At 47.0% G+C, this 19,521-nt stretch carries 13 protein-coding genes; 5 read left to right on the top strand and 8 right to left on the bottom strand.

Features of this window, described 5'->3' with window-relative positions; translation table 11 throughout:
• The first annotated feature begins 188 nt into the window (after window positions 1–188).
• From KGF65_RS03445 to KGF65_RS03465, 5 genes are all read left to right on the top strand, one after another.
• A complete protein-coding gene (locus KGF65_RS03445; protein ID WP_105923465.1) occupies window positions 189–4,142 on the top strand; it encodes an MMPL family transporter in 3,954 nt (1,317 codons plus the stop codon).
• A gap of 122 nt (window positions 4,143–4,264) precedes the next feature.
• Window positions 4,265–4,828 carry a DNA-3-methyladenine glycosylase I gene (locus KGF65_RS03450; protein WP_216748117.1) on the top strand — a complete coding sequence of 188 codons (564 nt, stop codon included), beginning with the start codon at window positions 4,265–4,267 and terminating at the stop codon, window positions 4,826–4,828.
• A gap of 217 nt (window positions 4,829–5,045) precedes the next feature.
• On the top strand, window positions 5,046–7,109 hold the full coding sequence (locus KGF65_RS03455) for a hypothetical protein (protein ID WP_191982625.1): 2,064 nt from the start codon (window positions 5,046–5,048) through the stop codon (window positions 7,107–7,109).
• A 552-nt stretch (window positions 7,110–7,661) separates the two neighbouring features.
• Complete coding sequence (locus KGF65_RS03460; protein ID WP_216748116.1) at window positions 7,662–9,146, top strand: ABC transporter permease; 1,485 nt, start codon at window positions 7,662–7,664, stop codon at window positions 9,144–9,146.
• A gap of 11 nt (window positions 9,147–9,157) precedes the next feature.
• Window positions 9,158–9,817 (top strand): ABC transporter ATP-binding protein, encoded by a 660-nt coding sequence (locus tag KGF65_RS03465; RefSeq protein WP_003637526.1) that lies wholly within the window; start codon window positions 9,158–9,160, stop codon window positions 9,815–9,817.
• 73 nt (window positions 9,818–9,890) lie between these two features.
• Here KGF65_RS03465 and KGF65_RS03470 read toward each other — a convergent pair whose 3' ends face one another.
• The 8 genes from KGF65_RS03470 to KGF65_RS03500 form a co-directional block, all read right to left on the bottom strand.
• Complete coding sequence (locus KGF65_RS03470) at window positions 9,891–10,622, bottom strand: CPBP family intramembrane glutamic endopeptidase (RefSeq protein WP_101872718.1); 732 nt, start codon at window positions 10,620–10,622, stop codon at window positions 9,891–9,893.
• Between the two features lie 113 nt (window positions 10,623–10,735).
• Window positions 10,736–11,554 (bottom strand): LysM peptidoglycan-binding domain-containing protein, encoded by an 819-nt coding sequence (locus KGF65_RS03475; protein ID WP_216748115.1) that lies wholly within the window; start codon window positions 11,552–11,554, stop codon window positions 10,736–10,738.
• Window positions 11,555–13,190: 1,636 nt separating this feature from the next.
• Complete coding sequence (locus tag KGF65_RS03480) at window positions 13,191–13,850, bottom strand: LysM domain-containing protein (protein WP_003637529.1); 660 nt, start codon at window positions 13,848–13,850, stop codon at window positions 13,191–13,193.
• Between the two features lie 407 nt (window positions 13,851–14,257).
• Entirely contained in the window at window positions 14,258–14,452 is a 195-nt protein-coding gene (locus KGF65_RS16965) for a hypothetical protein (RefSeq protein WP_253954376.1), read from the bottom strand.
• Window positions 14,453–14,508: 56 nt separating this feature from the next.
• Window positions 14,509–14,637: a hypothetical protein gene (locus tag KGF65_RS17250; protein WP_301554301.1), complete on the bottom strand. Its 129-nt coding sequence runs from the start codon at window positions 14,635–14,637 to the stop codon at window positions 14,509–14,511.
• 1 nt (window position 14,638) lies between these two features.
• A complete protein-coding gene (locus KGF65_RS03490) occupies window positions 14,639–15,565 on the bottom strand; it encodes a sce7725 family protein (protein ID WP_101872721.1) in 927 nt (308 codons plus the stop codon).
• The gene (locus KGF65_RS03495) at window positions 15,562–16,278 is read right to left on the bottom strand and encodes a hypothetical protein (protein ID WP_105920276.1); all 717 of its coding nucleotides are present in this window, start codon (window positions 16,276–16,278) and stop codon (window positions 15,562–15,564) included. The genes KGF65_RS03490 and KGF65_RS03495 overlap by 4 nt, the downstream gene beginning before the upstream one ends.
• On the bottom strand, window positions 16,250–18,646 hold the full coding sequence (locus KGF65_RS03500) for an ATP-dependent DNA helicase (RefSeq protein ID WP_216748114.1): 2,397 nt from the start codon (window positions 18,644–18,646) through the stop codon (window positions 16,250–16,252). Before KGF65_RS03500 ends, KGF65_RS03495 begins: the two co-directional genes overlap by 29 nt.
• Window positions 18,647–19,521 lie beyond the last annotated feature (875 nt).

Below are 19,521 nucleotides of genomic sequence, written 5' to 3' on the forward strand. Positions count from 1 at the left end.
TACCACTGAAGTTCACCCCATTATTTGAACAGTACGCTGTTTATTTGTTTATTTAATGACGATTTTATGAAAATTGTTGGTTGAAATTACAACGGTTTTCATTTAACATGTTGTTATTATTTAAACACATTGTTGATTAAATGTCACGATGTCGTTTTAAGAATCTGAGTTAAGGGAAGGGATACAGAGTGAAAGGGAGCCGTAGACGCTTTACAATTCAAGCGATTATCTGGCTAGTCGTGATGGTAGCGGCCATCATCTTCTTGCCAAATATCAGCAGTCTGGTCCGCGACAAGGGTCAGACCAAGCTACCAAGTAGTGCGAAGAGTCAAGTTGCACAGGTTATCCAAAATCACTGGGGGCGCAATCAGAATAATACGCGCCAAGTGGTCGTGGTCTTCAATAATGGTGATTCACCATTAACCGCTGATCAGAAGCAGGCAATCGATGGGACGATTAAACACTTCAAAGATCAGAAATCGAAGTATCACGTGAAATCAATGACGGCAGCCAGCGATAATGCCGCTGCTAAGAAGCAATTGATTTCGAAGGATAAATCAACCGAATTGTTACAATTAATGGTTGGTAAAAAGCAAACTGTCGCGAATATGACGAAGAATATTACTGACGGCGCCAAGACCGCTGGTGTCAAGACGTACGTGACAGGGAGTGACATCTTAAATGATGACTTCACTCAAGAGACGGAAGCCGGGATCCAGAAAACGGAAATTATTACCGTTATCTTCATCTTCATTGTGTTGACCTTGGTCTTCCGGTCACCGATTACACCATTAGTTTCGCTGTTGTCAGTCGGGGTCTCATTCATCATTTCGCTGAGCGTTGTGATGAACTTAGTTGATAAATTTAACTTTCCATTGTCGAACTTCACCCAAGTCTTCATGGTCGTGGTGCTGTTCGGGATTGGGACCGACTACAACATTTTAATGTTCGATCAATTCAAAGAAGAACTCAGTCATGGCGATAGTCCGGTCGCCGCGACTGGGCGCGCGTTAAAGATTGCCGGACGAACGATCCTTTACAGTGGGTCGTCACTACTGATTGGGTTTAGTGCCCTAGGGCTTGCCAACTTCTCAATCTACAAGTCAGCGGTCGGTGTTGCGATTGCCGTTGCAATCTTACTGCTGGTCTTGTTGACCTTGAACCCATTTTTCATGGCTTTGTTAGGACCACGGTTGTTCTGGCCGACCAAGAAGTTTGCGGGTGGGAGTACGAGTAAGATGTGGCACGGTATCGCTGCTTCATCCGTGCGCTACCCAATCATCGCGTTGGTCGTTGTGTTAGGAGTCTCATTACCATTCATCCTGACTTACAACAATCAATTGAACTATGATACGTTAGCCGAATTGAACGATTCGATCCCAGCGAAGAAAGGTTTCAAAGTCGTCCAGGACCACTTCTCCAAGGGGACGGCCGAACCATCAACGCTGTATATCAAGACTGACCATGCTTTAAATAATGAAAAAGATTTGAAGCTCATCGACAGTTTGACTAAGCAGCTCCAAAAGGTCAAAGGGGTCAAAACGGTCGCTTCAGTCACCCAACCAGGTGGCTCAGAAGTGAGTCAATTGTACGTCAACGATCAATTAGGCACGGTCACTAGCGGTATGAAGAGTGCCGGCAAAGGCCTAACCAAGATTGGCAGTGGTTTGGACAGCGCCAACAGTAAGCTGAAGAGCGCGAATATGTCTGATAGCGCTAAGTCAGCTAAGAAGTTGGCGGATGGGGCGGATGAAGTCTCATCAGGTCTCAACACTTTAAACGGTAAGACCGGGACTTTAGCTAGTGGTGCTAGTCAATTGGCAAGCGGGTCAAGTTCACTTGCTAGTGGGTTGGTTACCTATACCAATGGTGTTTACACGGTTAACAGCGGCTTGAACCAGTTGAATAGTAAGACTGGGACGTTGGCTAGTGGTGTTAATCAGCTGGCTTCGGGTGCTAGTTCAGTATTTGGAGGAACGACTTCTCTGAGTTCTGGCCTGGATACGCTGAATGGTTATAAGTCCAAGATTTCTAGTGGAACGGGAACGCTGACAAGTGGTGTTTCGTCACTTCAATCAGGTGCATCTCAATTAACTGCAGGGCTTCAAAAGATGCAAACCAGCGTTAACTCAAGTGTTTCAAGTGCAACTAGCACTGCTAATACACAAAAGTTGGCTGAATTGAAAAAAGGGTTAACTTCATTAAATGAAGCGATGGAATCCTTATCATCGGCTAGTTCAACTTCTGTGCCAGATATTAGTGGAATTACGACAACTGCATCGACGCTTTCTAAAAATGGTGAGGCTGTTAAGACAGACGCAACTAATTTGCAAAATGCATTATCTAATTTGCAAAATTCGGCATCTGGAGTTGGCTCTGTTAGTTTGAGCGAGAGCGACATTCAGACAATTGTTGCTGCCGTCAATAAAAATGGTGGAACAGCATTAACGACGCAACAAACTGCCGCATTGACTGCTGCTTTGAAAGCCACCGGTGAACAGATTAATCAAAAAGTTAAAAGTGCAAGTTCTTCAATGTCGTCAAGCATTAGTTCGACTGAAACGAGTGCAACGCAATTGCAAAAAGACTTAACGACCATGAATGAAACGAGCTCTGATTTATCTGACGATTTGAAAGAACTTTCGTCATTAAGCAGCGAATTGGACAAGTTATCTGACTTAAACCAATTAGCTACTAAATCCATTGAAGCCAATAATGGTTCTCTGGAAGTGATTGCTAAATTGCAGTCTGCAATTAGCGGAATGCAACAAATTCAATCTGGGTTGAATGGAACGAATGGATTAGTAGATGGTTCCCAACAAATTTCAAGTGGTTTGACTCAACTCCAAAGTGGGGCAAGCTCTCTAGCCTCTCAATTGAATACGTATACCAATGGCGTATCGACCGCTGCTACTGGCGCCAACAAAGTTAATAGTGGTGCTTCTCAAGTTTCAAGTGGTTTGACTAGTTTACAGGGACAAATTCCTACATTGACCAGTGCTATCAGTGCCTTAGATTCTGGGACTAATCAATTAGTTTCAAATTCTTCAACATTGAACAGTGGTGCTTCTCAATTAGCTAGTGGGACATCAAGCTTGAACTCGCAAGTGCCTACTTTAGTCAGTGGGGTAAGCAAGCTTAACAGCGGTGCCTCCCAAGTTGCCTCAGGTAACGAACAGATGTACACCAGCATTCAAAGCTTAGTTGGTCAGATGAAGACCCTCCAAGACGGTTTGAAGACTGCCAGTGATGGGACTAAGACGATCAACAAGGGTGTTGGCTCAGCTAATAGTTACTTGACTGGGTTGAAGGATTCTGCGGCTGCGAAGACGTACTACGTGCCAAAGAGTACCTTGAAGGGTAAGACTTACAAGTCTGCTTTAAAGGCTTACATGTCTGGTAATAACCATGCCACGAAGATGACGATCGTCTTGAATGAAAATCCAAGTTCGAAGTCAGCGATGAATAAGGTAACGGCAATTCAAAAACAAGCTGAAAATAGCTTGAAGGGGACTGCGTTAGACGGTGCAACGATTGCCATTGGTGGTCAAACATCTGAAACCAACGATACCCAATCAATTGCTTCTAGTGACTTTATTCGGACGGCAGCGATCATGTTAGTCGGAATCCTGATTGCCTTGATGGTCATCACACGTTCCGTATTACAACCGTTCTACATCTTAGGGACCTTGTTATTGGCTTACATTATGTCCTTAAGTATCACGCGGATGTTGAGTAGTTGGTTCATGGGTCAAGACATGTTGACTTGGAACACACCATTCTTCGGGTTCATCATGTTGATTGCCCTTGGGGTCGACTACAGTATCTTCCTGATGATGAAATATCGTGAATTTGATAATTCGGCTGCTACACCAAGCACTCGAATCGTCAGAGCTTCTGCCGTAATCGGTGCCGTGGTCTTATCCGCCGCCCTGATTCTGAGTGGGACATTTGCCGCCTTGATGCCATCCGGTGTCTTGACATTGATTCAAGTGGCGATGGTCGTTATCATTGGGTTGATTATCCTGGTATTCGCCATCCCAACGATTATTCCAAGTTTGATTCGGTTAACTTACCCGTTGACCGATCGCATGGAAGACGAATCCGATGCTGAAAAGCAAACGAAGCGGAACCGTCACTAAAATCGATAAGTTATGCGATAATAAAGTATAACCAACTGGCGCCGTCCAACCGTTGTGTTGGGCGGCGTTTTGTATTTTGTATTTTGTATTTTTGTTTTGTTTTGTAATGAGGAGATGGGTAGATGGAACGATGTGCGTGGGCGAATTCGTCGTCAGTCATGCAAGCGTATCATGACAATGAGTGGGGCCGTCCCCAGCATGATCCGCGGCGGATGTTTGAATTGTTGTGCCTAGAGACGTATCAGGCGGGCCTAAGCTGGCAAACGGTCTTGAACAAACGCGCGGCCTTCAATGAAGACTTCGCTAACTATGATATTGCGACCGTTGCTAAGATGACGACTGCGGATGTGGAGCGACTGCTGCAGGATGCACGGATCATTCGTCACCGGCAAAAACTGATGGCGACACTGAACAACGCACGCGTCATCGCCAATTGGCCCGCGGGCTCAGACTTTGCAACCTGGCTATGGTCGTTCGTTGATGGTCAACCGATTCGGCAAGCGTGGGCCTCAATTAATGAGGTTCCCGCCACGAATGACTTGGCTCGCCAAATCTCTAAGCAAATGAAACAACGCGGCTTTAAATTCGTTGGCCCGACGACAATTTATTCTTATTTGCAGGCAGTCGGTATCATCAACGACCATGTCCGTGACTGCCCGTGTGCACCAGAAAATGAAGCTGTCTAAGTGTGAGACTAACCATCCTTATTCGCAATTGCGCGAGCGAGGGTGGTTTTTATTATTTTTTGAATTGCTCCGAATAACTACTGATTATCAGCGTCTATTTATAAATAAATACTTATTATAACTATAAAAATAAATTGACAATTACTAACAAACTTTGCTAAGATACGACGTATAAATAGACGGCAAGTTTCAGCAAAATTTAGGGAGCGGTATCAAGGTGAGAAAATTAACGAGTTGGGGATTGTTGGTCGGGCTGTTAGTCGTGATATTGGGATTATGGTGGTCGACGGTTGCGGCCACTGCGGATGAGTTGGATTCTTTACCTAAATCGGCATTGAACTTAGACGGGTTATTTGAAGTGGGCAAGTTTGAGCAGAACGCCGCTTCGAAGCTGGCTGTTGACCAGGGCGATGGTCATACGGCGAACGTCTTTGAATTGAATAATGATAATAACCAAGTGGGTGCGATTTGGTCGACACCCGTTAACCGGTTTAATTTAAACGTTGATAATAAGATCACGATGCTCGTTAATTTTGGTGACCGGGGTGCTGGGGAAGGGCTGGCCCTCGTGTTACAAAATGACCCACGCAAGACGGCTGCCATCAGTCGCTTTGGGACCAAACGGGTGATTGGCGAGAACCTCGGTGTCTACGGGACGGATACGTATAGTCGTAAAACGGCTTCATCAACGATTGCCAAGACGGCGATTCAAAAGAGCTGGGCAATTGAAATCGACACCAAAAATAACGATGGTGGCTTTTTAGGCTTATATCAACGCGGGAACTCCTTTGATGAAAAGATGCATGGTAACCACGTTGCAGTTAATTACCCCGCATCACCGGAAACCTATACGCAGCGTGGTGGTTTGACCAGTTCATACCGGTTTGAACAAAATCACTTAGCGGCACAGGAAAAGTTGAAGTTGAATAATGGGCAGTGGTATCGCCTCCAGCTATCGTGGTCAGCGAAGAGTAAGGTCATGACATACACCTTTGGCAATAATACGCCGCGGTTAGTCAAAATCGATACGAGTGTGTTCGGTAAGGAAGTCCGTAATCTGACTTGGGGTGTGACCAGCACTTCGACTAGTAGTAACGCACGAACGCTGGTGGCTTTTGAGCAACTGCCACAACCGATCGAAATCGAGTCTGAATTGAACGTGACGAACGTGAGCCAAGAGTTGCCCGTTCATGAGGGCAGTTGGGTGCATGGTGGCGACGACTTGGAATACGAGTATGTGCTGAGTTATTTGAGTGGCGACAATGGCTGGGAGAAGGTGGAAGCCAATATTCCACTGCCAGAATACGTGAAATTCTCGTCGGCCACGGTCCGTTATGAGGATGGGCATGAGGAAACGATTGAGCTGCCGGATGACGATCGATCTGAGGACCGACTGCAACATATGCTGAGTCAGAGTTTGTCCAAGGAGAATCGGCATGCGTACATCACACTGCGCGGGGAAGCCGAGCGCGTCAATCAGGATACGAAGGTCCAGGATGATGTCAGCTACTTTGTCGGCCCGGCGATGGAGATTGCGACCGCCACGCCACACTTCACCATTACGACCGGTAAAGCAGTCAGTTTGTCGGTAGTCCCGGTTCAGCCAGTCAAAAAGGGGGCGCCCGCAACCGTCAAAGGCCAAGTTAAGCTGGATGATGGCTTGGACTTCGATAATGACGGCATGCGAGTTGAACTGAAGTTGAACGGCGAACGGCTGGAAGACTATCTGTTAGACCCTGATGACGCACCTGGTTACGTGGAGTTAGAGTTAGATCCCGAAGACTTGAACGAGGGTGAAAATGAGTTGATTCTGCGCGCCAAAAGCCAGGATAATGCGACCTCAGATGCGGTGGCGGTGACGATTCTAGTCCTGAATGGTGAGCTCAAAATTAAATCTTCCAGCAAGACGAGTACGTTTGAAGCCGTGCGGTTAACTGGGGCGGCGCAAACGAGTCGGCCTAAGGATCTAGAAGTCATTGTCGCGGATGAGACTGGCGGCAATACTGGCTGGCGCCTTGACGTGCACGCTAGCAAATTCGTGACGGCGCAGGGCCGAGTACTAGCAGGTGACCTCTACTATAATGATGGTAAAGAACTCAAATCGGTCACGGATGCGACCCAAACGGTGGTCAAAACGCAGACGAAAGCTGGGGAAGATTACAATGTCACCAAGGACTGGTCAGACCAGCACGGCTTGATCATCAAGACCAATCCCGCCGCGGTGCCCGGTCAGTACGAGAGCACGTTGACATGGACGTTGAGTGCGGTTCCTGGGAAGTAAGCAATCGTCGTTAGCACAGACCGAATAGACATTGGGCTTATGGTGTGAGCGACTGGTGTGACGCAATAATCTTGCTGAATGTCCGCATTAACTCGGTTGCTGGCTTCCAAATTTAAATAGATGATAACTCATATCAAGTACGACGCTTTGAGAATGGTCAGCCATTCTTGGGGCGTTTTTTTGAGCAAGTCTGAAGATGGAAGATTAGGCCCAAGTCCTGAGACTGCCATTCTCAAATAACGCCATTCGTTTCAAAACTTTTTTGATTGAAAAGTTATAAATTAGTATGCTACTCCGCCAAGAATTTTCATTTCTGAATCGTGATTTATTTAAAATGCGCACTTGAAAAAGAGTCTCCGATGAACCAGTTTTTAAGCGCGTCAATCACGAACACCCACTCCTTTAGAGTCCCCGTACAGGTGAATATAAAAATTTCGGTTACAAGCCTATAAATAACCTCATCGTGTTCACAAATTAGTCGGATTTCACGTGTACTTTAAAAGTTGTGAACGCAATTGTCATACTAATACTTTATCTGAAGGAGGGTTAAGCGTGAATTTTTTTAAACGCGCATGGCTTAACTTAACGGCGAAAAAGGGCCGTTCAATTCTATTAGTACTCGTGACCACTGCAATAATGTTGTTTGTGTTAGCGGGACTACTGATTAGGAATGCCGCTGATACAGCGACAAGCAATGCCAAGAAGAGTGTCGGTGCGACCGTCACATTGTCTGCTAACCGGGAGGCCGCATTCAAGAAGATGCGAAGTTCCACGTCTACTAGTAAGTCGAGCAGACCGAAGCTGACGACCTCGCCCGTTAAGTTGAGTGATGCCAAGAAGATCGCAAAACTCAACAACGTTGCCAGTTATAATGCAACGGTTTCAACTTCTGCCAATGCGAAGGGCTTTGATACGATTTCAACGTCCAGCAGTAGTGGCGGCATGAAAGGCATGGGTGGTATGAGTAGCAGTAGTAGTGGCGATATCGCGATTACTGGGGTAACGAATACCAGCAGTGTCTCAACGTTTGAAAGTAGCTCAAGTAAAATCACCAAGGGTCGTGGCATTACGGCCAGTGATGAAGGCACCAATAACGTGGTCATCGAAAGCGAATTGGCTAAGGAAGACAGCCTGAGCGTCGGTGATACGATCAAGCTCAAGGCGACGACTGGTGACAAGAAGACGTATACGATGAAGATCGTCGGGATCTACAAGGCTTGTTCAAGTGCAAGCACCCAACAAGGGCCTGGTAGCACCGATGTCAGCAACACGGTCTACACGTCATACACCTTTGCCAACACGGTCAAAGGCTCGAAGTACAAGAATACTGCAGATTCTGTAACCTTCTCAATCTCTAACCCGGCGAAGGTCAGCAGCGTCAAGACGGCTGGTAAGAAGATTATCAACACGTCGAAGTATTCATTAGCAACGGATGATAGTAGTTATCAGACGGTCAAGAGTTCGATGAATAACGTGAAGTCATTTGCGGATAAAATCGTTTGGCTGGTTGCGATTGCCGGTACGATTATCTTAGCTTTGATCGTTATTCTGATGATTCGCGAACGGCGCTACGAAATCGGTGTCTTGCTGTCATTAGGTGAGAGTCGCTGGAAGATTGTCGGCCAATTCTTCATCGAAATGGTGATGGTCTTGATTGTTTCCGTCGTCTTAGCTGGCTTCGGTGGCAAGTTCGTCGGTAACAAACTCGGCGATCAGTTAGTCTCACAACAAACGACTACGGCTACGACGTCAACTAGTTCGACGAGTCAAGGTCAGCCTGGCGGTGGCGGCGGTGCACCTAGTGGCAACACGGGTGGTGGCAAACCAAGTGGTAACATGCCTAGCGGTGGCGGTCGTATGGGCGGTGGTGCTAATAGCACGGCTAGTTCAGCGGCTGACACGGGCCTCGATATCAACGTCACGATCATGGATCTGGTTGAACTTGGTGGGTTTGGTCTCGCCATCATGTTCCTGTCGATTATGTTAGCTTCAGGCGGCATTTTACGACTACAGCCGAAGAAAGTTTTAATTGATTAGGAGGGGCGGCAATGTTAAAAGTAAATGATCTTGGTTACTGGTATGACCGCCAAGAAAATAGTCTATTTGAACACGTAAATCTTGAATTTAAATCCGGCACGTCGTATGCCATCGTTGGCCAAAGTGGTTCAGGGAAGACGACCTTTCTCTCCCTGCTTGCTGGTTTGGATAAACCACGCGCTGGTCAGATTGAACTGAACGGCGAGCCCATCAATAAAATCGGCCTGACCAACTATCGGCGTTCTAAGGTGGCCATCGTCTTTCAGTCCTACAACCTGTTGACGTACATGTCGCCGTTGAACAACTTGATGACGGCAATGGCGATTACCAATTCGGAACACCGTGGCGACAAGGATTACGCGATGAAGATGTTGCGGCGCTTAGGCATTAGTGACGACCAGATGAAGAAGAATGTTCAACGGTTATCCGGTGGACAGCAGCAACGGGTCGCCATTGCACGGACGATGGTGTGTGATGCAAAGTTAGTGGTGGCGGATGAACCGACTGGTAATTTGGATGAAGAGAACACGAAATATGTGATCGACCAATTCCAAAAAATAGCTCACGAACAGAAGAAATGCGTGATTATTGTGACGCATGAACCGGACGTGGCGGATGCGTGCGACCACTCGTACCGCTTAGAAAAACATCAATTTGTCTCAGAGACTTAGGTTGAGATAATTAGAAGCCGACGTATCAGGTGATTGAAAAATCACTTGGTACGTCGGCTTTTTGTTGGCCGAATTAGTGATGAGGATGATCAACCTGGCCACGAATCGTGATAGATAACGGAGCAATCAAGATGATAATAATGATGATTTCAAAAATTTGAAATTGGGCGGTAGTGGTGATGCCCGGTAGCTGAACGTTGGGTGCCATCGTACTGAAAAAATCATTGGCCGTATGGATGATAATTGCCCAGAATAACGACTTGGTTTGGACCGTGACGAGGCACAGTAATAAGCCAAGGACGAAAGTAAAGGCGAGTTGTAGTAGCGTTATAGTTAAGGTCTGATGACTGAGATTAAGCAGGTGGGTCAGACTAAAGAATACGCTACTGAGCAGTGCGCCTGGAAGCACACCCCAGGTTGATCGGCATAGTTGAAAGAGTAAGCCGCGAAAGCTAGTTTCTTCGAATAAACTGATCAGAACGGCTACGCTGAGTGCGGCAAAGGTGGTCGACCACTGGCGCGTGGACAACAAGGCTAGGCTAGCAATGAGTGCGGTCACCAGTAACGTTGGTAGCACGGGTTTGAATTGTGTCCAGCTGATGGGGACGTTGCGATAGTGCAGTGGCTGCTGAAACCAAGCGGCATTGAACAGGAGGACAATGCCTAATAACAGGCTTTCTTGTAGACCAGTGGTGAGGAGCGCTGACAACTGGTTGAAAGGCGAAATTCGCAGGAACAAGCTGACGATGCCCATACTTGCTAGAATGCCACCCCATAATATTAGGACGCTTTTGAGTTGTCGCATGTCTTCAACACCACCTTTATGGTATTAAGCATACGCCTTTTTACGAAATTTAGGCATAGAAAAAACGTGCCACGATAGTTCGTGACACGTTTTGATGGCTTGATTTAGTTATCTTATAAAGCCCAAGCAGCCATGCCTTGTGCGTTGTATAAAGAAACGGCGGCATTGACTTGGTCTTCAACAGAACCACTGCTGATGTGCATGTTTTGGAATAAACCATAGGCACCAGAAGTACTGTTCTTAACAGTGGTGTTCCAGCCTGATTCACGCGTAATGATCGTGTTCCAAGTTGATGCAGAAACACCAGTCCGTGATTGCATTTGGCTCAAGACGTAGCTCTTCAAGTTGCTACCAGTGTAGCTTGAAGTCGTTGAAGTTGAGCTGGCGCTTGATGAGGCAGCTTGGCTAGTCGTTGAAGCGGCACTTGAAGCTTGGCTTGCAGCAGAACTAGTTGAGCTTGCTGATGAAGCAGCACTAGTAGCAACGCTTGAAGTAGCGGCTGAACTAGCAGTTGAACTAGTAGCAGCAGAGCTAGTAGCTGATGAGCTGGCAGCAGAAGTAGCAGCTGAGCTTGAAGCTTGGCTAGCAACTGATTGTGAAGAAGCACTGGTTGCGCTAGCACTAGTTGCAGTTGAGGCTGCAGAACTAGTAGCTTGGCTAGTTGCAGATTGTGGTGCAGCACTTGTAGCAGCAGTAGTCGTTGTGGTCGTTGAACCGTTGACTTCCAGCTTATCACCAACGAAGATTAAGTTAACGTTTGCTAACTTGTTAGCCTTTTCGATGGCTGATACTGAAGTGTTGTGTGCCAAAGCGATTTCTGAAACAGTATCGCCGGCCTTAACAGTATAAGTATCAGCGTTGGCAACCGTCGTTGAAATAGCGAATAAGGCTAAAGCAGCTGTTGATGATAATACAAGGTTTTTGATCTTCATAAGATTAATACACTCTCCTATAATTTTGCGTGTGTGCGATTATTTACAGATTCATTTTTTATTGGTCGAGCAGTTGATGTCTCAACCAATCAACAGAGACTAGTATAACGAGTGAGTGTTGCAGTGCAATAATCAGAAGATTACGTTTTTAGGGGTGTCTTGTAATATAAGGCCGTTTTTGTAATGAATTGTAATATTTGAGCCGGATTTCATGCAAAATAGCGCTACCAACTTGAGTTGACGACTTGTAATATCAAGAATACCAATGATTAAACGTGTGAATCAATCTTGAAAATCAGTCAAATTAATCGCAAAAAACAGAAAAATTCCCCTTGATTTATGAAAATTTGGCAGTTCGCGTCGAAAATTTGGGCTATTTTGGGCTGAATTTTAGTTCAGTAGACACCTGGATTTTAAAAAATGATGGGTAAATCTGACGGAAAATAGGGTTGAATTGACTAGATGATTTAACGCAACGATGGGGAAATCCGGCGAAAATAAATCATTGAAGCTGATTGTGTCGTTTTTTTTGAGTTGGCTGGTAACTTGGTATTAGTGGGATAGAGGCAATAATTGATGGTGATTTTTGAGTTAATACTTCTATATTATATGCATTGTACTTGTCATGAGCCATGATTAAATCACGCCGGTTCGGATTGCTGTTCGTCAGCCGGTGCGTGCCATGGTCCGACTTCCAGGGCCGGCTGACAATTGCTGGAACGTAAGCCGACGCCGATTTGAACTCACGCAGCAACCCACTGCGTAATTTCAAATACGAGTCTAATTCTAAGTCGGAAGAAGCCCACTTCCGACTTAGAATAATTTGGCTACCGAGCATTGTCAACCGGCCCCTCCAGACGGGAAGCCGCTCGAATGGCGGATGAACGGCCACCTATCTGGGTAAAATTGGCCACTGAATATTAGGTGACTGGTCCTTCGGGCAAACTTTTAGTTGGTATCGATAATGACTTATCGCATTTAATCACTGAGAAGATTCCTGACTACTATTTACTCTTCTCAATACCACAGATTCAATGGCAATTAGTCTTGAAATGAGTTGATGAAATTGCCGTCGTTTAGAATTCGAGACTTGGTTATCTCTCAATCGACTAGAGAAAATACTGACAAATTCCGTAAATCCGCGATTTGAAGAGTTCAAACACGAATATGGAAGTTTAGCTGCTATTAGAAACAAGTCTTACAGTTGAACCTCAAAATGACAGTGTGCTAAGAATCAACGATTAATTCAACCAAAAATTGGGTTCACACATGTCTGCCTTTCGAATACTATCCAGGCTGGAAGGTATTTCTGACAATGCTCAGTGGTGAAATTCCACTTAGCAAGCGTTTTTGGCTTGGTTAGTGGGAGACCAGTATTTAAGACGTGGGCTTCGGCTTAAATCTGTGTCCACCACGTTCCAGCGTTGTCAGAAATACCTGGAAGCCGGCATAGGAAGCAACCACCACAGCAAGTTTACGGTAATTCGCACTGTTTCCAGCGGTCCTAGCTGGCGGTTTTGATTTTAGGCCCAAGAATACACCAATCAAGTCATCCTTGCGGCATACAAAAAAACCGTCCTCATCTACAAAAGATGAGGACGGTTGACGTTAGTTGATAAGTTAATTCAAGGGCAGTTTAGTACCAGTTGTTAGCTAACCAGTGACTCTTGGCGTTAGCCCATGAGCCGTAACGAGAAGCAACGTAATTGTTAGCAACTCGTTCTTGGTTGGCAGCGGAATAGTCACCGTTTAAGTATGAGGCACTTAATTGATACTTACCGATGTATTGGCCGTTACGAGCTGAGTATGAGCCACCAGATTCTTTGTTGGCGATCCAAGCTTTAGCAGCACTTTCAGAACTGTTGTTGCTGTAGTTGGACGTTGAGCTAGTGCTTTGTTGCGTCGTCGTCTTAGCAGCTGGTGTGCTCGTTTGGGTTTGGCTCGATTGTGTTTGACTACTCTGGCTAGTTTGAGATTGGCTAGCTTGGTTAGTCGTCTGGCTGGATGATTGCGTCGTTGCAGCTGGTTGTGACGTTTGCGTTGTCGTCGTGGTGGTGGTTGTCGTTGTACTGTCATCACCGTTGACTTCAAGTTGTTGGCCGACCAAGATCAAGTTAACGTCCTTCAAGTGGTTAGCTTGTTGGATGGCGTCAACCGTGGTGTTGTGGTCAAGGGCGATTTGAGAAACGGTGTCACCGGCTTTTACGGTAACCGTAGCAGCTTGGGCGGTAGCACCAATGGCAAAGAGACTAGCAGTAGCGGCAGCAGTTGATAATAAAGCATTCTTAATCTTCATATTGTAATGTACACTCCTATTTTTTAGTCCGAATTTGGCTTGGCCCCGAGATTCTTTCCAAGCGCTTCAATGGTTCCTAGTATAGCTGGCGATTGTAACAGGAAAATAGCAGGAGCTTTACGAATTGGGCCGATTATTGTAATAAAAGGCGGGTTTTGTAATCTTTTGTAATATAACGCGGCGCGCAATGGTTTTATGAAGGTTTAATTAAGACTATCGACAAATAAAGCGGGCGTCTGTTGGTTGACATAACAAAATCGGCTGTCAATCATCAAACGCCCGTCTGATTAGGAATTGTATGATAAGTATCCAATCTGCAAATTAGTTTGGTCAATTTACAAGTTGGTTTAGTGGCAATGTAAACGCTTGCTCTTCTCTAAATTAGCTTACTTTTAGTAACTGTGAAATTAATCGGCTTTTAATTGAACGAGCCAGTTGTCATTTTGCTTCAAAGTCAGGAGTTGTTGTGGAGTTGCTTGAAGGGTATCGTTGACCTTCTGAACCGTGCCACTAAAGGGCGTTGACAATGGTTGCGGCCCTTGGTCTGTGAGTAATGTGACGAGCACATCGCCGCTATTCAGATGGCTGCCAATAGTTGGCAAAGTAACCTGACTAACAGTGGTATATGGCTGACGTCCTTGGTCACTGAGCCCTAAGATCAGATCAGTCGCTGATGGGACTTGGTCTTCAACCAGACATCGCCATAAAGCATGGGGGCATGCTGTTCTTCGTAATCATGACGATAGAAGTGGATCATTTGTTTCCAAGCAGATTCTTGTTTTGCCATATTAATCTCCTAATTGTTGTTCGAGTAACCGCTGCATCAACTGAAGGTGGTGCATGATGGTCAGCTTTTTGACGCCCCCCAGACCGGGGAATTTGTGCTGGTCCGCATAGGCTAATAATGCCGTCAGCGCTGGCGTTCGATTGAGGCCAGTTAGATGCGTCGGTGCCCAAGCTGTGAGCTTAGTCAGTGCCTCGAAGAACTTCTTCTTTTGACCACGCATACTGTCATTACTGTCCGAAACAAAGTGATGAATGCGCAAGTCACCCTTAACCGTAACATAAATCACGTGTAACGCAATCGCGCGTGACGGCATCCCGTGTTCGAAATAGACGTGGCCCATCAATGAATAGTCGCCGAAACCTTGATAGCCCACCGGTGATTGCGACCAGTAGGCGGGGGCAAAATAAGTGTCTGTTAAATCTTGATAGTCCGCGACGTGTGCGGGAGAAGGCAGCGCGTCTGTTAGTAAAATGGCCCGGTCTGCCGCTAATTGATGCAAACGGGCTTCGTCTGGAATCAGAATGCCACCAACTTGTTGTAAGACTTGAGTGTGCTGATAAGCTTGAAGCAACGGATAGTTAGGCGCAATCAGCAGACTCGTTTGGCACGGCGTCGTGGTGAGATAGTCCGCACTAAAATCAGCCGCGAGAATGGCTCCGGGATGGTAAAACGGATAAGCGCGCAAGTCGGGTAGCGGGTGTAATTTGACCGTATTGAGGCCGTACACGCTGACTTGGGGATTTGCAATCAGGCTGAAAGGTTGCGCGCTTGCAATCAGTGTCGTCACCGTCTGCTGGAGTTCTTTGGAATCACGGACCGGCTCAATGATGGGGACGATGTGTGGGCCTAGTTGACCTTGTTCACACAGGGCGCGTAACGCTAATAGGTCGTACATCCGCCCCCGAAAGTAAGGATAATAAGTGGTCATAGTTGGTCACGCAGATCTGGCGCCGTTAACGCCTGGTATTTTAGTTTGAGTGCCTGATATTCCGCATTACGGGCATCCAGTTCAGTTTGCAATGCCGCGATGGCGTCGCTTTGCGTCTCATCGATGAACCGGTCGTATAAGTTTTGCTCCGGGTCGTAGACGTCATAACCTTTACGTGCGCGTTTTCGGAGTTCTTTAAATAATTGGTCGTCCGAATATAGCTGCAGGCCCTTCTTGACGCGTTTGGCTTTATCGACTTCTCGGAACAAGGAAGCGACAAAGTGGGCGGTCAGGGCAGTCTCGTCGACTTGCAAGTCTTGGTGCTGCGCCTTTTTGGCCACCGTCAAAAAACCGGGCGTTCGTAGGGGCTGTGGTGCTAAGGCCAGTGCCCGTGCGTCAAACTCACGATAAATCAAGACGCCGATGCGGTCAGGAATTTCGTCCTTGACGTCTTCATACAGGGCTTGCGGCAAGACGAAGTAATTATAGTGGCCGATAAAAGAGAGCTTGGCCTTGGAATGAAAATCAGCTTTCGTTACTTTTAGCTCGTAGCAACGCCATTCGATCTGCCCATCTGGCAGCTGCTGGTAGCTTAACGTATCGACGATGCCTTGCTCATCCGGCATGGCAACTTCTTCGACGACGTAAGCGCCCTGTTCGAAGCAATAATGGTAGAGCGTCGTTTCAAGTTGGCGAGTTAGTTTTGTCTTCATGGTGTGGGACCTCCATTTGGTGCCAAAAATTGGCGATGGTTGCTTCAAGTTGTGGGACGGAGCCAATCGTCTGGTAATATTGCCAGTGCGCTGGAAAGAGTTCTGTGTAGCGGCGACTGGCAAAACGCTGATCTAGTAAGAGGACGATGCCAGTGTCGTGCGCGCTGCGAATCAGGCGACCAGCCGCCTGTAAGACGTTGTTCATGCCGGGTAACTGGTAAGCATAGGCGAATCCCAGCCCGTTTTGATGGTCATAGTAGTCGCGAATCAAGTTGGTCTCTGGATTGATGCCAGGCAGACCGACGCTGACGATTGCGACGCCAATCAAGCGGTTGCCACGCAAGTCGATGCCTTCAGAGAAGATGCCACCCAGTACGCAAAACCCCAGCAGTGTCTGGGTGGGGTCGGCTTGAAATTGGTCCAAAAAGGCCTGGCGCGCACTGGCATCCATGGCCGCTGCCTGGGCTGTCGTCGCCACATCTGGATAGGCTGCTTCAAAGGCTGCCTTGATTTGCAGGAGGTAGCCATAGGATGGGAAGAAGACGAGGTAGTTACCAGGCTTGGCAGCCAGCATCGCGTGCAAACTCGCAATGATGCGGGGAACGTTGTGCTCGCGTTCGTGGTAGGTCGTTTGGACGTACTGGGTGACGAGAATCGCCTGGTGCTTGGGCGGAAATGGCGATGGCAACTGGTATGCTAAACTATTGGCCTCGCCGCCCAAGACGCGTTGGTAATAGGCCATTGGTGTCAGTGTTGCCGAAAAGAGCACGGCACCACCGCCTAATTCCAACGAGCGGTTCAAGAAGTCACTCGGGTCTAAGCAGAGCTCCTTGATCGTCAAATGATGCCCTTCAAGGACGTAGCGGGTCTGATAACTGCCATCATATAAGTCACCGATCTTGACAAAGGTCAGGCAGGCGAAGAAGTAATCGCGAACGGCGTCTAGTAAGGGTCCGGGTTTCTGCTGAGCCAGCCAGTCGGTGACAAACTCGTTGAAAGTTCGGAGCGTGCGCAACAATTTGTCCGGTGGGTCTGGCAGGACTTGCTCGGTCAGATGGTCGTCGATTAAGGCCTTGCTGAGACGCGTGAAGCTCCGCCGAACTTTTTTGAGTTCGCGTTGTAGGTCGTCACTTGGCTGACTCTTATCGGGCTTGGCAAGCTTCAGTAGCGTACTGATTGGTTGGTCACTAACGGCTGCGGAATACATATCACGCGACCGGCTGACGAGGTTGTGCACTTCGTCGACAAGGAAGAAATTCTCGTCGTCACTTTCACTGAAGAAGCGTTGTAAGTAGACGAGCGGGTCGAAGAGATAATTGTAGTCACAAATAATGACATCGCAAAATAATGAGGTGTCGAGTGAGAATTCGAACGGGTCTAAGGTATGCTTGCGCGCATAGGTCTCGATGACGGTCCGCGTAATCTGGTCTTCATGGGTCAATAAGTCTTTGAGCGCTGGCTTTAACCGGTCATAATAACCCAGCATGAATGGGTTATCTTCGGGGAGTACGTCCTGTTCCTCGGGAAAACGAATCTGATCTTTGGCTGTCAGTGTGATGCTTTTCAGCTTGAGCCCGTCATGACTCATCAAAGTAACCGCTTCTTCCGCGACACGGCGGGTACTCTGTTTGGCCGTCAAGTAAAATAGGCGTTCGATCACGTCTTCGCCCATCGCCTTAATCGCTGGAAACAGGGTGGAAATCGTCTTGCCAGTCCCAGTGGGTGCTTCCACGAAGAGTCGTGTTTGGTTACGGATCGTCTTGTAGACTGCAGCGGCGAGTTCGTGTTGCCCCGGCCGAAATGCTGGAAAGGGGAACGGCAACGTTTGAATCGATTGGTTGCGTTTCTCGCGAAGATCAGCCCGCAGCGTCAGCCAGTATTCGTATTCGGTAATCAGGTCCTTGAAGAAGGCGTCTAATTCCGCACGGTGCAGGATTCGCTGAGTTTTGGTGATTTTTTCGTTAATGACTTGAAAATAGGTCAGTTGGCCGGTTACCTGGTCAAGCTCAGGATGTTCTTGCAATAATAAATAACCATAGACCTTGAGCTGCCCCCAATAAAGTGTCTTCGCATTATCTGTCAGCTCATCAAACGGTTGGTCGGAAGTCTTGATTTCTTCAATCAGAGCGCCGTCATCGTTTAATTGAATGCCATCCGCTCGTCCGGCAATAATGTAATCGGTGTGATTCATCGTGACGAGTTGCTTCAAATAAACTTCACTATCATAGTCCTCACCACGGCTACTCTGCAGTTGCCGGTGAATCTTCGCACCATTCAGCGCAGTATTCTGACTGTTTTTGACTTCATTTAAATCGCCTTGTCGTAAAACGAATTCTACCAGTTGTCGAATCCCAATCTTAGTTGCCATCGGAGCGTCCTTTCTGAATTTAGTCGTTTTCTATTATAAAACATCTGTTCGCTTTTGTCTGCTGTTGATTGCAAGCACACTAAAACACGCCAGCACCTTCCCGAATTGGGGCGTGCTAGCGTGGTATAAAATTGTTGTACTAGATGTTGGTTAGATTAAAGCCACTTAGTTATCAAGTTCAAGGAAAGCCAGCTGTGAACCGCTGGAAAAAGTGCAAATCTGCGTAAACCTGCTGTTGTAGGTTCGTCCTAGGCCGGCTTCCAGGCATTCTGGGCAATGGCCGTGACGTGGTGGACACAGATTTAAGCCGACAGCCCACGTCTTAAATACTGGTCTTTCACTAACCAAGCAAAAGACGCTTGCTAAGTGAAATTTCACCACTGGGCCTTGCCCAGAATACCTTCCAGCCGGGGATCCTATTCGAAAGGCGGACATGTGCGGACCCAACTTTTAATCGAATGGTTGTTGATTCTTAGTAAGCGGTCATCTTTACACTACTGTAAGACTAGTTATCGGATGGCCTCCACGCTAATAAACTCGGATGTTGGCCCTATTAGCTATCTGTATCATTGGATATTGTCGAAACTTTCGGAATGTCAAAGCCTTGATTTCTAAAAAGCTAGCAATCGTATCGTCTAACTTTAAGGCTCGTTTTCGTGACATTAGTTAATAATCTTCAGATTACCTTATCAGGATTTGAACTTCCCAGATCCAGCATAATTCAAAGTTTACTTAAAGGTTCTGTTACTCAACATTCAGTGGTCAATTATACCCAGATAGGTGGTCGTTCATCTGCCATTCGAGTGGCTTCCCGACTGGAGGGGCTGGCTGACAATGCTCAAGGGCGAAGTTCTTCTTGTCCGGGCGGTCTTCCC

Source organism: Lactiplantibacillus sp. 30.2.29 (assembly GCF_018991255.1).
Lineage (GTDB): Bacteria > Bacillota > Bacilli > Lactobacillales > Lactobacillaceae > Lactiplantibacillus > Lactiplantibacillus pentosus.

Bases quoted from the DNA above. Each gene is read 5' to 3' on its own strand.
- KGF65_RS03465 (WP_003637526.1), top strand. From the start codon at position 9,158: ATGTTAAAAGTAAATGATCTTGGTTACTGGTATGACCGCCAAGAAAAT.
- KGF65_RS17250 (WP_301554301.1), bottom strand. From the start codon at position 14,637: ATGGCAAAACAAGAATCTGCTTGGAAACAAATGATCCACTTCTATCGT.
- KGF65_RS03475 (WP_216748115.1), bottom strand. From the start codon at position 11,554: ATGAAGATCAAAAACCTTGTATTATCATCAACAGCTGCTTTAGCCTTA.
- KGF65_RS03490 (WP_101872721.1), bottom strand. From the start codon at position 15,565: ATGACCACTTATTATCCTTACTTTCGGGGGCGGATGTACGACCTATTA.
- KGF65_RS03450 (WP_216748117.1), top strand. From the start codon at position 4,265: ATGGAACGATGTGCGTGGGCGAATTCGTCGTCAGTCATGCAAGCGTAT.
- KGF65_RS03480 (WP_003637529.1), bottom strand. From the start codon at position 13,850: ATGAAGATTAAGAATGCTTTATTATCAACTGCTGCCGCTACTGCTAGT.
- KGF65_RS03470 (WP_101872718.1), bottom strand. From the start codon at position 10,622: ATGCGACAACTCAAAAGCGTCCTAATATTATGGGGTGGCATTCTAGCA.
- KGF65_RS03495 (WP_105920276.1), bottom strand. From the start codon at position 16,278: ATGAAGACAAAACTAACTCGCCAACTTGAAACGACGCTCTACCATTAT.
- KGF65_RS03500 (WP_216748114.1), bottom strand. From the start codon at position 18,646: ATGGCAACTAAGATTGGGATTCGACAACTGGTAGAATTCGTTTTACGA.